The organism is Gardnerella sp. c10Ua_31, assembly GCF_055700915.1.
In genome coordinates this window covers 157,595-174,163 of record NZ_JANUYG010000001.1, presented here as the reverse complement: position 1 = coordinate 174,163, position 16,569 = coordinate 157,595, and the positions used below count along the sequence as shown (strand labels likewise).

Below are 16,569 nucleotides of genomic sequence, written 5' to 3'. Positions count from 1 at the left end.
AACAAACTCGGTCGTATTTATATTTAATGCGTATGAATTAATGCGTATATTTTCAGTATAAATATACTTTAGTTGCCGAAGTCAATGTCTCCAAGCTTTTCAATAAGCTTCATGTTTTCGCTATAATCCACTGGGCAAGCTATAACGTCAACACCGCTTTCTTGAGCCAAAGCCTCTTTAAGCATGTTGTATAAATCTTCTGGCTTTTGTACAACATGGCCTCTTGCGCCAAAGCTTTCTGCTAATTTTGGAACATTTGGATTAGTAAAATCAACGTATTCGTGTTCTCCTGCGTGCAAGTCCATCTTCCACTTAATCAAACCGTATGCGTTGTCTTCCCAAACCAAAATCACCATTCTAGAGCCTACGCGAACGGCGGTTTCAATCTCTTGAACGTTCATCATAAAGCTGCCGTCGCCCATAACAGCAAGAACAGGCTTTGTGTTGATTTTTCCGCTATTGTCTTTAATAAACGATGCTCCAACAGCTCCAGGCAAAGTCCAAGCCATTGTAGAAAGACTGTTGTCTATAATGCACGTATTTGGATGCATTGTTGGGTAAAGCCTTGCCATCCACATTTTTAGCGCACCCGTATCTACAAGAACCTTAGTTCCTTCGGCAACAGCGCGACGAGTATCGTAAACAACGCGCTGAGGCTTCATAGGAATGCTGTTATCGTTTTCAAACGAATGCAACTCGTCTGTAATCATTTGACGAATCTTTGGGTGAGTTACGTCAAAAGTAACGTTTCTATCTTTAAGCACACTTGTAAGCGCTTTAAGCGTTTGGGCAATATCTGCCATAATGTTTAGTGCAGTAGGGTAGTGAGCGTCTGTGTCTTCAACGAATGTGTTTATGTGAATAATCGTCTTGTCAATATTTGGATTAATTTTCTTAGGGTCAAATTGCTGAATTGAGAATCCTACAGCAATAATCAAATCTGCTGTGTCGAAAGCAAAATTCTCATAATCTCTATGCATAAATCCAACTACGCCAAGAGCATTCGGGTGGTTGTCTGGGAACACGCCTTTGCCTTCAAACGTTGTTGCAACTGGAACATTAAGCTGTTCTGCAAAAGCGAGAAGCTGATCTTGAGCATGGCTTCTTGCAACGCCGTTTCCTGCAAGAATAATCGGCCTTTTTGCTTGGCTAATTATTTTAGCAGCTTCGTAAATTGTGTCTGGAGCTGGAAGAATATGTAACGGCTTTGGAAGCGGAAGTGGCTTTGCGTCTTCTGGAACGCTCATTTCGCTAATGTCTTCTGGAATAACAAGGCATGTTGCTCCTGGTCGCTTTCTTTGAGCGATTGAGAAAGCTTTGCGAACCATTTCTGGAGCTGTGCTTGGAGCAAGCATCATAGAAGACCATTGAGTGATTGGTTGGAATAGTGCTACTAAATCAATGATTTGGTGAGATTCCTTGTAAAGTCTAGATACGTTTCCTTGAGCGCATATTGCAACAAGTGGAGTTGTGCTTGCATTCGCTTGAGCTACAGGAAGTGTAAGATTTAGTGCTCCAGGCCCCAGCGTTGCCAAGCATACGCCTGGCTTTCCAGTAATATGCGCATAAGTTGCGGCCATAAAGCCTGCGCCTTGCTCGTGGCGAGTAAGCACAAAGCGTATATTTCCGTTTCGCTCAATTGCCTCTAAAAGTGGAATATTTTCTTCTCCTGGAATTCCAAAAACAACCTCAACGCCTTCGTTTACAAGGCATTCTACGATTAAGTCTGCTGTGTTTCTTTTATGGCTTGCTGTTTTTTGAGCTTGCGATTCTTGATTTGTCATAATTGCGTTTCTCGCTTTGTGCTTAATATGCTTGTTAGCCTTACGACTTCTTTTCCATTTATAATATAAGACTCTAAGACATGTGCATTTTGCGCGTGTCACAAAAATGGGCGGATTTTTGTATATTCGCTTTGTGGCAAAACTAAAGCACTTTTAGCACCCTTTGCCTTGTTATTTCAACGATTTTGTCGGGAATTTTTGCCTCTTTGGATTGGGTTTCTTATACAATTTTATAAGTTGTGTATTTTAGTTGCGGAGGAATGATGAGGCGTTGGCTTCTGAATTTGGTCAAATGTGAGACCATCCTTATTGTAGCCGCCGTTTTAGCTGTTATTTCTTGCTTTTTTGTTCCACCCGATGCGCAATATTTTAGCTACATTCACGTAAACACTATTTCTCAGCTTGTTTGCTTAATGATGGTTGTTTGCGGATTCCAGCGAATAGGCGTTTTTAGAAGTATTGGCGCGAATCTTCTTAGAAGAGTTAGAACTGAGCGCGGATTAGTTCTGGTTCTTATGTCTTTAACGTTTTTCTCGGCAATGCTTATTACAAACGATGTTGCTCTTGTGACTTTTGTGCCTTTTGCGATTTCTGTTTTGATGATGGCAAATGCCGAGAAGCACGCAATTCTTATTGTGACTTTAATGACGATTGGCGCAAACGTTGGAAGTATGCTAACTCCTATTGGCAACGCGCATAATTTGTATCTTAAAGCGCTTACTGGAATGTCTACGAGCGATTTTCTTTCCATTATGGCTCCGTACACGCTTACTGCTGCGATTCTTATGATTGCGTTTGCGTTTGTGTTCTTTAGTTCTAGAAAAGTCGATCAATTTGAAGGCTTGCATGGAGACGACATTGAGCAAGGCGTTTTAGCTCCGCATTCTAAATCGCCTAAGCCAGACGAGATTCGCGTTATGGGCTATGGTGTTGGCTTTACTCAATGGCGAGTTGTTGTTTACAGCCTTTTGTTTATTTTGTGTTTGTGTGGAGTAGCTGGCTGGATTCCAGACTGGATTATGGTTTTGGCAGTTGTTATTGCCTTTATTATTTGTGATTCGCATGTGTTCCGCGCTTTGGATTGGGCTTTGCCTCTTACGTTTATAATGTTCTTCATTTTTATTGGGAATATGCGCAGAGTTCCTGGATTTACCGAGATTGCGCAAATGTGGGTTGGTTCTCACCCTATGGAAGTTTCGGTTGTTTCTAGTCAAATGATTAGTAACGTTCCAACAACTATTTTGCTTTCTGGCTTCTGCGACCAGTGGAAGATGCTTATTATTGGCACTAATCTTGGCGGTATGGGAACGCTTATTGCGTCTATGGCGTCTTTGATTTCGTACAAGAGCATTACGCATAAGTACCCTCATAATAAGGGTCGCTATTTGCTTATGTACACAATTGTGAATCTTCTTTTCTTGGCTGTTTTGATTGGCTTAGCTTGGATTATTGAGTAGTTTCTGGCGTGTCTTTTTAAGAATTATTGTGATTATTTTCACATATTTTTAAGTTATTGACGAATTAAAGACTATTAATTTTCAGATTATATACGATTTTGTTATATTATTTTCTGTTAAATCACGATTATGCATAATAATTTTCATTTTATTTGTGATATGCCTAAAAATTGCCATAAATGGATATAACGTTATAACAAATTTATGTCTTGGCTTATCCATTATTATGACTTTTGAATTAAATAAATTCGGGCATATTCTGGTTTGATTTAGCTAATTACACTATCTCTCTTGTAATTTGCGTTTTCATGCCAAAATGTGTCTAAAAATATTAACATACAAAATAAGGAGAGAACTGTGAACGGTATTCTTTCTATACTGCTCGATGTTTTCCGGCAACCAGCTGTAATAGTTGCAATGATTTCTTTGATTGGACTTGCAGTTCAAGGCAAAAGTATTTCTAACATTGTACAAGGTTCGATTCGTACAATGGTTGGATTTTTGGTTTTGGCTGCAGGCTCTGGCGTTGTAACTCAAGCGCTTGATCCGTTTGGAAGTATGTTCCAATATGCTTTCCACGTTCAAGGTGTAGTTCCAAACAATGAGGCAATTATTGGAACCGTTCTTTTAAAGTACGGTTCGGAATCTGCTCTCATCTTCTTCTTTGGAATGATTGTAAACATTATTCTTTCTCTAACATCTCGCTTCAAATTCATTTATCTAACTGGTCATGTTGCTTTCTACATGGCTAGTATGATTGCAGTAATCTTCAATGTTGCAGGTTTTAACACTTTAGCCGTTATTATTTTCGGCTCTCTTGCACAGGGCTTATTTATTACGATTTCACCAGCGTTGGTGCAGTCGTTTATGCGTAAAGCTTCTGGCGAAGATGACGTAGCACTTGGCCACCCAGCTAGCAGTGGTGTTCTTATTGGAACTTTAGTTGCAAAGCTCACGCGCTCTAAAAAGCATCCGTCTAAGTCTACCGAAGATATTAAGTTCCCATCTGCTCTTGGATTCTTAAAAGACACAACCGTTTTAATTGCGCTTTCAATGGCAATTATTTACATTGTGGTTGCTCTTTTTGCAGGTCCAGAATTTATTGAGTCAAAGCTTTCGGGCGGTCAGAACTTTATTGTGTTCGTTATTCTTAAAGCAGCAATGTTCTCTGCAGGCGTATTTGTTATTCTTGCAGGCGTTCAAGTTGTTTTAGATGAGATTGTTCCAGCATTTAAGGGAATATCCGAAAAATTGGTTAAAAACGCTAAGCCAGCATTGGATGCTCCTATGACATTTGGCTTTGCTCCAAACGCCGTTCTTATTGGATTCCTTGCAAGCTTTGCTGGAGGAATTGTTGGAATGGTTATTATGGCTTTGGCTGGAACAACTGTTGTTATTCCAGGAATTGTTGCGCACTTTATGGCTGGCGGTGTTACTGGCGTGTTTAGCAATGGTCAGGCTGGTAGAAGAGGATGCATTATAGGCGGTTTTGTTAATGGCCTTGTTATTACATTCTTGCCTTTGCTTCTTTTGCCTGTTTTGGGCAATATTGGCTCTGCAAATTCAACCTATTCCGACGCCGATTACGGTGTAGCAGGCGTAATACTTGGCTATTCCAACGTTGCGGGCGGAAGAATTTTGATTATTGTTGCAATCGCTATTTTCTACGTTCTTTTCTATGCGTCGTCAATAATATTGACTCGTTTAGAAGAGAAAAAGTTAAATCGCTAGCAACAAACAATTCAGCTTATAGCTCGTCGAATTATAGATTGACCTAATAGACTGATACAATTAAGTTAATATATATTCAAAAAGCACTTTTGTAAGAATTGTCTTTGAATCGTATTGTTTTTGAATTGTAGGATTCTTGAATTGTAGGATTTTAGGCAATTCTTACAATTGTTTTTCTAGTCATTCTGTTTGGAGAGTGAATTGTGACTGAAGGTGTACCTAAATATGTAGCAGTGCGCGATAATCTTAGAAAGCGCATTGACTTAATGAAGCCGCAGGAGCAGCTCCCTCCAGAATTAGAATTATGCAAACAATACAACGTTAGTCGAATAACACTTAGGCATGCAGTAGATAGTTTGATACTAGAAGGCTTGCTTGTTAGAATCCAAGGAAAAGGAACTTTTAGAGCAAAGAATATTGTTCATAGCTCTAATCGAGAAGTTATATCAGATAAAATTCAAGGATTCTATCAAAATTATTCCGAAAACAATACAAACGTGCGAATCAAGGTTATTCAAAACAGCATTGTTAAAGACGAGTCGGCTGCGCATAAGCTTGGTTTAGACGAATCAGAAGATTTGATTTGCATAAAGCGACTAAAATACGTTGATAACGTTTTATCAAGTTATATTGTTGTTTATCTTTCGGCATCTAGATTCCCTAAGGTTTTGAGTATCGATTTTTCTAAGCAATCAATAGTGAATTTCTTGGAAAGTGATTATGCTGTAAAGCTTTACGAAAATGATTTATCAATTCGCGTTGAACAGCTATGCGACGATATGTCTGAATTTTTGCATGTTGAGCCAAAAACGCCAGCGCTTACTGTTGAGTCGATTGTTAAAGATTCTTTTGGTTCTATAATCGCCTTTGGCGTTGGTATACATACGCCTAATTATGGAGATATTCAGTTTAAGATGCACGTTAATTCGTAAGCTTTGCGCTGTTTTGTACGATACAAAAATCCCCGTTGCCAAATGAAATCAATGGTAGCGGGGATTTTTCAAACTCTAATCAATTCGCAATTATGCGATTATTAAAGAGCGTTGATTGCTACAGCAAGACCAGACTTGCGGTTTGCAGCCTGATTCTTGTGAATCACGCCACGGCCTGCAGCCTTATCGAGCTTCTGAGAAGCTACTGCAAAAGCAGCCTGTGCAGCAGCCTTGTCACCAGCGGAAATGGCTTCGCGAGTAGCGCGGATAGCAGTCTTCAAAGCAGACTTTACTGCCACGTTACGCTTGTGTGCCTTTTCATTGGTGAGCACGCGCTTTTTCTGCGACTTAATGTTTGCCACTATTACTCCAAACGACGTTTACTATACTAAGGACATACAGTGTGTAAGCATAGCATGGTTTATGGATAAGTGTTTCTAGGCCAGTCAAGTGTTTCTAGGGTAGTCAAGTTGCTAACATTAGTTAGTTGCAATACTTTTCGCATATTTGATTGCTCGTATAGTTTGCTCGTATAGACTTAAAAGGAGATATTTGCTTTGATTACACCGCATAACCAGCCAGGATTTACGGATCAATCGCTGATACGCAACTTCTGCATTATTGCGCATATAGATCACGGCAAATCTACTGTAGCAGATCGCATTTTGCAGCTTTCGGGAATTGTGCCAGAACGCGAGATGCGAGACCGATTTTTGGACCGCATGGATATTGAGCAAGAGCGCGGAATCACTATTAAATCGCAAGCTGTTCGAGTTCCGTGGACTTTTGACGGCAAAGAGTACTCGCTTGGAATGATTGATACTCCAGGTCACGTTGATTTTACTTACGAAGTTTCGCGTGCGCTTGCAGCTTGCGAGGGTGCAATTTTGCTTGTGGATGCAACGCAAGGTATTGAAGCGCAGACGCTTTCTAATCTTTATATGGCAATCGAACATGATTTAACGATTATTCCTGTATTAAACAAAATCGATTTGCCTAGTGCGGAGCCAGACAAGCATGCAGAAGAGATTGCTGGCTTAATTGGATGCAAGCCTAGCGATGTTTTGCGTGTTTCTGGAAAAACTGGCGAAGGTGTAAAAGATCTTCTCGACCAAATCGTGCTGGAAGTGCCAGCTCCTAGTGGAAATCCTAATGGTGCTGCTCGCGCGCTTATTTTTGATTCCGTCTACGATTCGTATCGCGGAATTGTTACATATATTCGTATGGTTGATGGCGAGCTTAAATCGCGTGAAAAGCTTCACATGATGGGCATTGGCATGACGCACGATCCTATTGAAATCGGCGTTATTAGCCCAGATATGACTCCAACAAAGGCGCTTGGTGCTGGGGAAGTCGGCTACGTAATTACAGGCGCAAAAGACGTTAGCCAGTCTAAAGTTGGCGACACAATTACTAGTGCTGCGCATCCTGCGGCTAAGCCGTTGGAGGGCTACAGAGACCCTAAGCCTATGGTTTACGCTGGCTTGTTCCCAATCGATAACGCGCAATTCCCAGAGCTTAGAGACGCGCTAGATAAGCTAAAACTTAACGATGCTGCTCTTATTTACGAGCCAGAAACGTCTGTTGCATTGGGCTTTGGTTTCCGTTGCGGATTCTTAGGTCTTTTGCACATGGAGATTGTTTCCGAGCGTTTAAGCCGCGAGTTTGGCTTGGATCTTATTTCAACTGCTCCAAACGTAACTTACGACGTTACAAGCGAAGACGGTACCGAGCATCATGTGACTAATCCTAGTGAGTTCCCAGAAGGCAAAATCAAGCGCATTATTGAGCCAATGGTTGCTGCCGACATTATTGCTCCAAAATATTTTATTGGTGCGATTATGGACTTGTGCCAAGATCATCGCGGCGAAATGGGCACAATGGAATACATTAGTGCCGACCGCGTGGAAATGCACTACAGGATTCCTCTTGCAGAAATCGTTTTTGACTTCTTCGATCAGCTTAAAAGCCGCACAAAGGGTTATGCTTCTCTTGACTACCACGAAGATGGCGAGCAAGCTGCAGATCTTGTTAAGGTAGATATTCTTATTCAAGGAGATAAGGTCGACGCTTTTAGTGCGATTGTTCACCGAGATAAGGCTTATTCTTACGGCGTTATGATGACTAAGAAGCTTCGCGGACTTATTCCTCGCCAGCAGTTTGAGATCCCAATTCAAGCTGCGATTGGCTCTAGAATTATTGCTCGCGAAACGATTAGTGCGCTTAGAAAAGACGTGCTTGCTAAATGCTACGGCGGCGATATTACGCGTAAACGCAAGCTTCTTGAAAAGCAGAAGGCTGGTAAGAAGCGCATGAAGATGCTCGGACACGTTGAAGTTCCTCAAGAAGCATTTGTTGCAGCTTTAGCTACAGATGATAATGCGAACGATAGAGACACTAAAGATAAGATTCGCGCTGCGCAAAAATCCGAAGGCTGAGGCTTATATTGAATTTTGAATCGAACAAGTCTAGTGAAGATTCGCGTTCAATCATGCCTTTTGAAGTGTACGTGCATGTGCCGTTTTGTTTGCGACGCTGCGGTTACTGCGATTTTAACACGTATACAGCTCACGATTTGGGGGAGGGCGCAAGTCGAAGCGGATACGCGGATGTTGCAATTCGCGAGATGTGTCTTGTAAAAAAGTGGCAGGAATTCCACGGGATTTTCGAGCCTAAAGCGCAATCTGTTTTCTTTGGTGGAGGCACTCCGACTGTTCTTAAAGCGCAAGATTTAGTGCGAATTTTGCGTGAAATCAGCGAATTGTGGGGCATTATGCCTGGTGCGGAAGTCACTACGGAAGCAAACCCAGATACCGCAGACGAGTCTTATATTGAAACGCTTGCAAAAGGCGGATTTACGCGAATATCTTTTGGAATGCAATCTGCTGTGCCACACGTGCTAAAAACGCTTGACCGCACACATACTCCAGAAAACGTAGAGCGCGGAGTTAAAGCGGCGTATGCTTGCGGATTGCAATCTAGTGTTGATTTGATTTATGGCGCTCCAGGGGAGAGCATAGACGATTGGCGAAAGTCAGTAGAAATGGCTTTGAGCCTGGGAGTTAATCACGTTTCCGCATATGCGCTAACAGTAGAGCCGCGCACAAAAATGGGTCGTCAAATTGCTGCTGGCACAATTCAAGCGCCAGATGACGATGATGAAGCAGCAAAATACGAGTTGGCAGATAGTCTTTTTAGTTCTGCTGGCTTAAAGTGGTACGAGATTTCTAATTGGGCGCGCACTGGTTTTGAGTCTCGCCACAATCTTGGATATTGGAAGAACATTGATTGGGCAGGAATTGGCCCTGGAGCGCATTCGCATTACAATTCGGCGAGTGGTCTTAATAAGCAAAGCATGGATGATTGTGCTGTTTTGGCGGATTCAAGCAAGTTTTACAATCTTAGATCTTGGGATATTTTGCATCCAAAACGCTGGGCGCAGGCGATTAATGCAGGAAACGTGCCTTGGCAAAACTACGAGTGCATAAATAGCGAGGACGCGTTAATAGAAGAAGTAATGCTTGGTTTGCGCATTAGGGAAGGGCTTAGCGTTGATGAATTGTGCACAAAAATGCGTAAAGCCAATTGCGGATTTGACGATTCGTATTTGCAAAAAGTGCTAATCGAAGTGTGTAAAGAAGATTTGGCAGTGTTGAACGAGAATCGTATTATTGCCACTCAAAAAGGGCGTTTATTAAACGATTTATTAATCGAAAAAATTGTTGATGCGTGCCAAAATGGCGTAGTTATGCGTTAAAATGATTCGTATTGTGTGAAAATTCAACGCAGAAAGGAATCAATCATGGCAAACCGCAAGGAGCGTAGAGCAAAAGCCAGGCAGAATCGTAGGGGAATCCCGTCTCAATACGATCAAACAAATGGCCGCGGTCGTGGCGGAATGATTGATGAATACAATCTGCAAGAACATTCAAGAAGACTTCAAGAAAACGGCGTTGATGGATGGAAGCCATCTTCTAGCGTTACGCAAAGCCAGAGCAAGATGGAACGCAATATTAAGCGCGCGCAGGCTGGAGATGATAAGTGGAATGCTGTTCGCAAGGTTATTGGCGTGTGCTCTTGGGCTGTGCTTTTGCTTTCTGCGTTTGCGTTCTTGGTTGTTATGTGGTTGCCAAGTCAGCCGTTGGTGCTTGTTGTAACGATTGCTGTGTTGTTTGCTTTGGGCGTGTTTGGGCTGTTCTTTAGTTTTAGTAACGCTAAGCAAAATCTGCGTCTCGACGAGCATGGCACTGCGATTTAAGTGTATTTAGGTCGATTTAGGCGCGTTTATAAATAAATAAAACTGTTTTTAATAAATTAATAAATTAAGGCGGGCACTTTGGTAACGCAATGTGCTCGCCTTAATTGTTGTTGTATGCGCATTTAGCCATGCAAATCCTACAAAATAATCATGCAAATCCTAGTCAAATCATGCAAAATAAATTTTTTTGATTGCAAAGTTTTAATTTATAAAACTTACTAATAGATTAATAAATTTTCTTCTATTAACATTTAGTTGTATAAATTATTTCAAATGATTATAACAATATGTCATATATTTTTTATTGAAAATCAGTAATTGTCATAAAATTTTCTAAGATTTTTGAAGATAATAAACAGATTATTCACAGTGTTTTATAAGGGTAAATAATATAGGCTACGTGATTGTACTTGCTGTGCAGCCGCATGATTTTATACGATTTTGTATGATTCACGCGACTTGTACATATTGTACTGATATTAATGATTGAATAACATACGATTTAACTACAAATGTTCGATGAGGATGGTAGTCAATGACATTTATTTCTCGCGCAATACGCTACGTTTTGAGAAAAAGAGTAAAAACAGCAATAGTGTTTGTAATATTAGCATTGATTTCAACGCTTCTGCTGGCATCTTCTGCAGTTGCGATTGCTGCAGAAAAAGAGGGCAAAAAGGTAGAAGAACAGGCAGAATCTAGTTTTGTTTTAGCAAATAATCCGCAAGTAAATCCTGGAACTCCAAGGGGAGCAGGAACTGTTAAGCCAAGTGATGTTAAAAAAATCGCGTCACTTAAAAACGTTGATTCGTATGTTTTACGTCAAAATGTTACTGCCGATTTAGTTGACGCAAAAGCAGCTAGAATCAAAGGTGTTCAAGACTACGATGCGCGTAGAGAAAAGCAATTCGGCAACGCTGTAAACCTAGAAGGAACAAACTCTTCTAAGGGCTTAAATGCGTTCAAAACAAAGTCAATTCACATGGTTAAAGGTAGAGCTTTGCAAGAATCAGATGAGCATGCTTCCTTAATCCACGAAGATTTAGCAAAACTAAATGGCCTAAAATTAGGGGATTCGTTAACACTTAAAGCAAACCCGTTTGACGCCGATAATCTTAACCACTCTACGGAGCAAGTAAAAACGCGCATAGTTGGAATTTACGGCGGAGCTAATAATCGCCCAGTTGCAACGCGTGCAGAATTAACTGCAAACACTGTGTATACAGATTTGAAAACAACAAGAGAGCTTTACAAATATAAGCCTGGAAAAGAGATATATCAGGACGCAAGTTTTAAGGTTAAAAAAGGAGCGGACGCAGATTCTGTGATTGAAGAAGCGTCTAAGCTTCCGATTGATTTGCAAAGCTATCAGATTACTCGAGATGACCAGTTTGTACAAGGCATGATTGGTGCGGCAAAAGGCGTAAAATCCATGATGAATATAACGGTTATTGCAGTAAGCGCGTTTGCTGTTGTAGCTCTTGGATTGGTTCTTATTCTTTGGATTAATGAGCGTAGAAAAGAAATCGGCGTTCTAACTTCTATTGGTATTAGCAAAGTTTCCCTTGTGTTGCAGCAGCTTTTTGAGCTTGTGTTGCTTGCGATTCCAGCTATTGCAATAGGCTATGGTTTTGCTAGTGCAATATCTCCTTGGTTTAGCGATTGCGCATTAGGTTCGGTAAAAAATTCCGCCGCTCAGCAGCTTAGCTCAATGGGTCAAGCTGGAGGAAACCTGGAATCGAGCATGGCCACTAGAACCTTAGATAAGATTGCTGTTCAAGTTAACCTTGATTGCTTAATTCAATCGTCATTGATGGTTCTAGCGATTATTATTGTTGCGGTTGCGCTGTCTTATCTTCCTATTTTGCGAAAGTCTCCTAGAGATTTGCTTGGCATGCAAAAGTAGTTGTTTGCAAAAGTAGTTGGCATGCAAAAGTAGGTGTAAAATGATTCAAATTATAAAAAGAGCTTGGCTAGCTATAGTTAGAAAACCAAGGCGTAGTGCTATTTTAGCTTTGATTATTACGGTTGTTCTTAGCGCGCTTATTTGCCAAGCGAGTGTTATTGCTTGCGTAAAAAATCTAGAGGATCAAATAACTTCCAACATTGGTTTAGGATTTAGTGTTTACGCAAAAACGCAAGGGCAGACTTTGCCAGAGTCTGATTCTGCTGGCGATTCTGCTGGCGATTCAGCCAGTGACTCCGTCAGCGATTCTGCTAAGCAATCGCAGGAAGATATTCCTCAAGATTTGCAAAAAAACGAGGGAATTCCCGAAAGTCTTATTGCAAAGTTTAAAAAGATTAGTGGAATAAAAACCATTGCAGAAGAAAAAGATGTTTTAGCAAATCCTGTTAACGCTAAAATTGTAGCGCCAATAAATGGTCCGCGTTTAGACAATGATGGAATGTTTTCGCTTGTTTCAATAACGGGAACAACTAAATCACAGTTAGCGCAGGGATTCCAAGAAGGATTATATAAGCTTGAGGAAGGCAATCATATTGATTCTTCGGTTGCTGGCGACTTTAAGCGCGCGAAATCTGCAATAATTCACAAGAGTTTTGCTAAACAAAATAATCTTAAACTCGGGTCTGTTTTAACTCTAAAACAAGGCAGCAAAAGCGTTAATCTTAAGGTTGTTGGAATTTTTTCTGGCAAGATGCAAACAAGGGGTGCGCTTCCTTCCGACTCTTCCGAAAATCGCGTAATAACTGATTTAGAATCCGCTCTTTACTTGTTTGGAAGTAAAAATCGCAGCTCTATAAAGTGCGTTATGCAAAATTCAAATAATCTAGAAAAAGCTTTAAAAGAAGCCAATAAAATCGCTAAAAACTATGGCAACGGCATGATTTCTGTAGAAAATAATGCGCAAAGATTTGCCTCTGTTCTTCAATCCGTAAAAACAGTTAAGCAATTAGTAACAATGATTTTAATGTGTCTTGCATTAGTCGGAATCATAGTGCTTGGCTTAGTTCTTGTTTTTTGGGTTCGAGGAAGGATTCACGAAGTTGGCGTTCTAATGGCAATTGGTGTAGAAAAACGTGTTATAGCTTTGCAAATGATTATAGAAGTTTTTATAATATCCGCATTTTGCTCAGTGCTGTCTACTGCGATTAGTGCTGCAATATCGTCTAGCGTTGGATCAGTGCTATTGGCAAATGTTGCAAATGGTGCAATTACATACTCGCCAAATCAGTCTTTGCTAACTGGCCAAACAGCGTTTTCTATTCTTTTAGGATTCGCTATAGCGTTTGCGTCTCTATGCATTGCATTTGTGCCAATAATGCTTAAAAAGCCGCGTTCTATACTCAGTTCAATTAGTTAGAGGAGATTAAAGTGGCGTATTTTTATGCACATAACGCTTGCGATTAGTGAGCAGAACAAGTGCATAGGCCGAAGTAAGCATAAAAATAATAGGTAGATTTATAACACAGATTTATAAAAAATATAGATTCATACAATATAGAGATTAATAGAATATTGGAGTTTATTATGACAACTTTATTAAAACTAAACAACGTTGATTACTCTTATGGAGCGACTCATATTGCGGTTCTTAAAAATGTTAATGCAGATTTTGAAGCTGGGAAAATCTATAGCATAACGGGGCCATCTGGAGCTGGAAAATCAACCATGTTATCTCTTCTTGCTGGTTTAGACTCGCCAACAAGTGGAACAGTATTGTTTAACGGGCAGGATGTTTCCAAGAATGGCGGTTATGCTAATCATCGTAAGAATAATGTTTCCTTAGTTTTTCAGAGTTTTAATCTAATCGACTATTTGACTCCTGTAGAAAACTTGCGTCTTGTTAATCCAAAGGCGGATTCTGCGATTCTTAAAGAGCTGGGGCTTAGTGAAGACGAGTCCACTAGAAATATAACAAAGCTTTCTGGAGGGCAGCAGCAGCGCGTAGCTATTGCGCGAGCGCTTGTATCTTCTGCGCCTGTTATTCTTGCCGATGAGCCAACAGGTAGCTTGGATCCAAACACAACTCAAGAAGTTATAGCAATCTTAAAAGATGCAGCTCATAAACGCGGAAAATGCGTGATTGTTGTAACGCATTCTAGCGATGTTGCGGCTGCTGCAGACGTAAAATATGTTCTTAAAAATAAGCAGCTAATAAAAAAGCAATAAAACATTAATAAAACACTAGTAAATCACTAATAAAACACTAATTATTAGCCATTTTTCCGTGCTTATGCGTAAAGTAAAACTTGCGTATAAACTTTGCGCATAAGCTGCGTATTTACGCATATACGGGAGGTTGTTGTGGCAGATATTTTAGATTCAAAACCTGTTGTGGCGGTTGTTATGGGCTCTTCTAGCGATTGGGAAACAATGCGCCACGCATGCGAAATCTTAGAAAGATTTAGAGTGCCGTATATGAAGCAAGTTATTTCTGCACATCGCACTCCAGAACTTATGGCAGATTTTGCGCATAGTGCTAGAAAAAACGGTTTTCGCGTGATTATTGCTGGCGCTGGTGGAGCTGCACACTTGCCAGGTATGATTGCTGCTCAAACAACGCTTCCAGTTGTTGGTGTTCCTGTAAAATCCCATGCTCTTTCGGGCTGGGATTCTTTGCTTTCTATAGTGCAAATGCCTGGCGGAATTCCAGTTGCAACAACCGCTGTTGGCAATTCTGGCGCTACAAACGCGGGCTTGCTTGCTGTAAGCATGCTTAGCACAACAGATAGTCGCCTAGAAGAAGAACTTGAAGAATACCGCAAAGAATTAAAAAAGAAGGTTGAGGAATCTAATGCCGAGCTTATGTGAAGCCACTAATGGTGCTGTAAAGTGCTTAATGCCAGGGGCAACTATTGGAATTATAGGCGGAGGTCAGCTTGGTCGCATGATGGCGATTGCTGCTAGAAGAATGGGCTTTAAAATCGGCGTTTTAGACCCAGCGCATAATTGCCCAGTGTTTCAAGTTGCGGATTTTCAAGTCGAAGCTGAATATGATGATTTGGAAGCCTTAAAAAAGCTTGCTAAAAGTTGCGATGTGCTTACGTACGAATTTGAAAACGTAAACGCAGATGCTTTAGATAGTGTGCGCGATTTAGTTGCTGTTCCTCAGGGAACCGACTTATTGCGAGTTACGCAAGACCGTGTTTTTGAAAAAAGCTTTATTAACAATCATGGTATTGAAACTGCTAAATGGCGTGAAGTAAACAATTTAGACGATTTAGATAAAGCAATCGAAGAAATCGGGCTGCCTGCAATTCTTAAAACGCGCAGAGGTGGTTACGATGGCCACGGTCAAGACGTTTTGCGCACTCAAGAAGACGTTAATAATGTTCGTAATCGCGTAGAAAATGGCCAAGAGATGCCGCCTTCTATTCTCGAAGGTTTTGTTGACTTTGCTTTTGAAGCATCAATTCTTGTTTCGGGAAATGGAAGCGAATTTGTGACTTATCCGCTTGTAAAAAACGTGCATCACAATAGCATTTTGCACATGACCTTGGCTCCTGCAAATGTTGATGCTAAGGTTCAAGAAGCTGCGCATAGTTTAGCGCTTAGATTGGCTCAAGGCTTTAAGCTTGCTGGAACGCTTGGAATAGAGCTGTTTATTACTAAAGACAATCGCGTAGTAGTAAATGAGCTTGCGCCGCGCCCACATAACTCGGGTCATTATACGATTGAAGCTTGCGATATGGATCAGTTTGAGGCTCATGTTAGAGGCATTGTTGGATGGCCTCTAAAAGAGCCTAAGCTGCTTTCTGCAGCCGTAATGGTTAATGTTTTAGGCCAGCATGTTGCGCCTACTCGCGCTCTTATTGCGGAGCATCCAGAATGGCATGTTCACGATTACGGCAAGGCACAGGTTCGTAAGAATCGCAAAATGGGTCATATTACTGTTCTTTGCAATAATCCTGTTGAGGAAGCCAATATGTTAGACTCTACAGGTTGTTGGGATGACGAGCTTGATTAAAAGTTTTTTGCGGCGAAAGGTTAAATAATGGTTGGTGAGCCAATACGTAGAAACACTAAGCAAAAGGAAACAGTTCTTGAGCATTTAAGAGCTTCGCGTAATTTTGTTTCTGCTCAAAATTTGCATCGCGCGCTTGTGGAAGATGGCGAAATCATTGGGCTTGCAACCGTTTATCGCCAGCTTAATACGCTTGCACAAAGCGGAGATGTTGATACTGTGCGTTTTAATGGTCAGCAGCTTTTTAGGATTTGTGACGAGAACACGCATCATCATCATCTTGTGTGCGAAAAGTGCGGCAAAACTGTAGATATAGAGCCTCCAGACGATGAAGGTTGGATTCATAAGATTGCTGAATCTCATGGATACACGGTTATAGATCACACTTTGGAAGTGTTTGGGCTTTGCAAAGATTGCAATAGTGAGAAACTAGAGCACTAAGTTAGAGCGCATAAAACATAGCGCATAAAACAAAAGAAC

The 16,569-nt window shown here is 40.8% G+C and carries 14 protein-coding genes; 12 read left to right on the top strand and 2 right to left on the bottom strand.

The window, feature by feature from the left end; all coding sequences use genetic code 11:
• Positions 1-68 precede the first annotated feature (68 nt).
• Entirely contained in the window at positions 69-1,784 is a 1,716-nt protein-coding gene (locus NYP55_RS00730) for an acetolactate synthase large subunit (protein WP_115761861.1), read from the bottom strand.
• Between the two features lie 263 nt (positions 1,785-2,047).
• On the opposite strand from NYP55_RS00730, the gene NYP55_RS00725 reads away from it, so the two are divergent.
• From NYP55_RS00725 to NYP55_RS00715, 3 genes are all read left to right on the top strand, one after another.
• The gene (locus NYP55_RS00725; protein ID WP_004130691.1) at positions 2,048-3,241 is read left to right on the top strand and encodes an SLC13 family permease; all 1,194 of its coding nucleotides are present in this window, start codon (positions 2,048-2,050) and stop codon (positions 3,239-3,241) included.
• Between the two features lie 357 nt (positions 3,242-3,598).
• Positions 3,599-4,972: a PTS ascorbate transporter subunit IIC gene (locus NYP55_RS00720; protein WP_032819166.1), complete on the top strand. Its 1,374-nt coding sequence runs from the start codon at positions 3,599-3,601 to the stop codon at positions 4,970-4,972.
• A gap of 203 nt (positions 4,973-5,175) precedes the next feature.
• Positions 5,176-5,904, top strand: coding sequence for a GntR family transcriptional regulator (locus NYP55_RS00715; protein WP_020757678.1), 729 nt, complete (start codon positions 5,176-5,178; stop codon positions 5,902-5,904).
• 101 nt (positions 5,905-6,005) lie between these two features.
• On the opposite strand, the gene rpsT is transcribed toward NYP55_RS00715, so the two are convergent.
• Entirely contained in the window at positions 6,006-6,266 is a 261-nt protein-coding gene (gene rpsT, locus NYP55_RS00710; RefSeq protein WP_004130697.1) for a 30S ribosomal protein S20, read from the bottom strand.
• A gap of 195 nt (positions 6,267-6,461) precedes the next feature.
• Here rpsT and lepA point away from each other — a divergent pair, with 195 nt between their 5' ends.
• From lepA to NYP55_RS00665, 9 genes are all read left to right on the top strand, one after another.
• Entirely contained in the window at positions 6,462-8,342 is a 1,881-nt protein-coding gene (gene lepA, locus NYP55_RS00705) for a translation elongation factor 4 (RefSeq protein ID WP_472781420.1), read from the top strand.
• A 53-nt stretch (positions 8,343-8,395) separates the two neighbouring features.
• Entirely contained in the window at positions 8,396-9,661 is a 1,266-nt protein-coding gene (hemW, locus tag NYP55_RS00700) for a radical SAM family heme chaperone HemW (protein WP_472781514.1), read from the top strand.
• A 45-nt stretch (positions 9,662-9,706) separates the two neighbouring features.
• Positions 9,707-10,162 (top strand): tripartite tricarboxylate transporter TctB family protein, encoded by a 456-nt coding sequence (locus NYP55_RS00695; RefSeq protein WP_472781419.1) that lies wholly within the window; start codon positions 9,707-9,709, stop codon positions 10,160-10,162.
• Between the two features lie 535 nt (positions 10,163-10,697).
• Entirely contained in the window at positions 10,698-12,068 is a 1,371-nt protein-coding gene (locus tag NYP55_RS00690) for an ABC transporter permease (RefSeq protein WP_472781418.1), read from the top strand.
• A gap of 40 nt (positions 12,069-12,108) precedes the next feature.
• The gene (locus tag NYP55_RS00685; RefSeq protein ID WP_472781417.1) at positions 12,109-13,485 is read left to right on the top strand and encodes an ABC transporter permease; all 1,377 of its coding nucleotides are present in this window, start codon (positions 12,109-12,111) and stop codon (positions 13,483-13,485) included.
• Between the two features lie 167 nt (positions 13,486-13,652).
• Positions 13,653-14,294, top strand: coding sequence for an ABC transporter ATP-binding protein (locus NYP55_RS00680; protein WP_004130704.1), 642 nt, complete (start codon positions 13,653-13,655; stop codon positions 14,292-14,294).
• A 177-nt stretch (positions 14,295-14,471) separates the two neighbouring features.
• The gene (gene purE / locus NYP55_RS00675) at positions 14,472-14,936 is read left to right on the top strand and encodes a 5-(carboxyamino)imidazole ribonucleotide mutase (protein ID WP_217430129.1); all 465 of its coding nucleotides are present in this window, start codon (positions 14,472-14,474) and stop codon (positions 14,934-14,936) included.
• Positions 14,920-16,092: a 5-(carboxyamino)imidazole ribonucleotide synthase gene (gene purK, locus NYP55_RS00670; protein ID WP_472781416.1), complete on the top strand. Its 1,173-nt coding sequence runs from the start codon at positions 14,920-14,922 to the stop codon at positions 16,090-16,092. Before purE ends, purK begins: the two co-directional genes overlap by 17 nt.
• Before the next feature lie 27 nt (positions 16,093-16,119).
• The gene (locus NYP55_RS00665; protein ID WP_004130708.1) at positions 16,120-16,530 is read left to right on the top strand and encodes a Fur family transcriptional regulator; all 411 of its coding nucleotides are present in this window, start codon (positions 16,120-16,122) and stop codon (positions 16,528-16,530) included.
• The last annotated feature ends 39 nt before the right edge of the window (positions 16,531-16,569 follow it).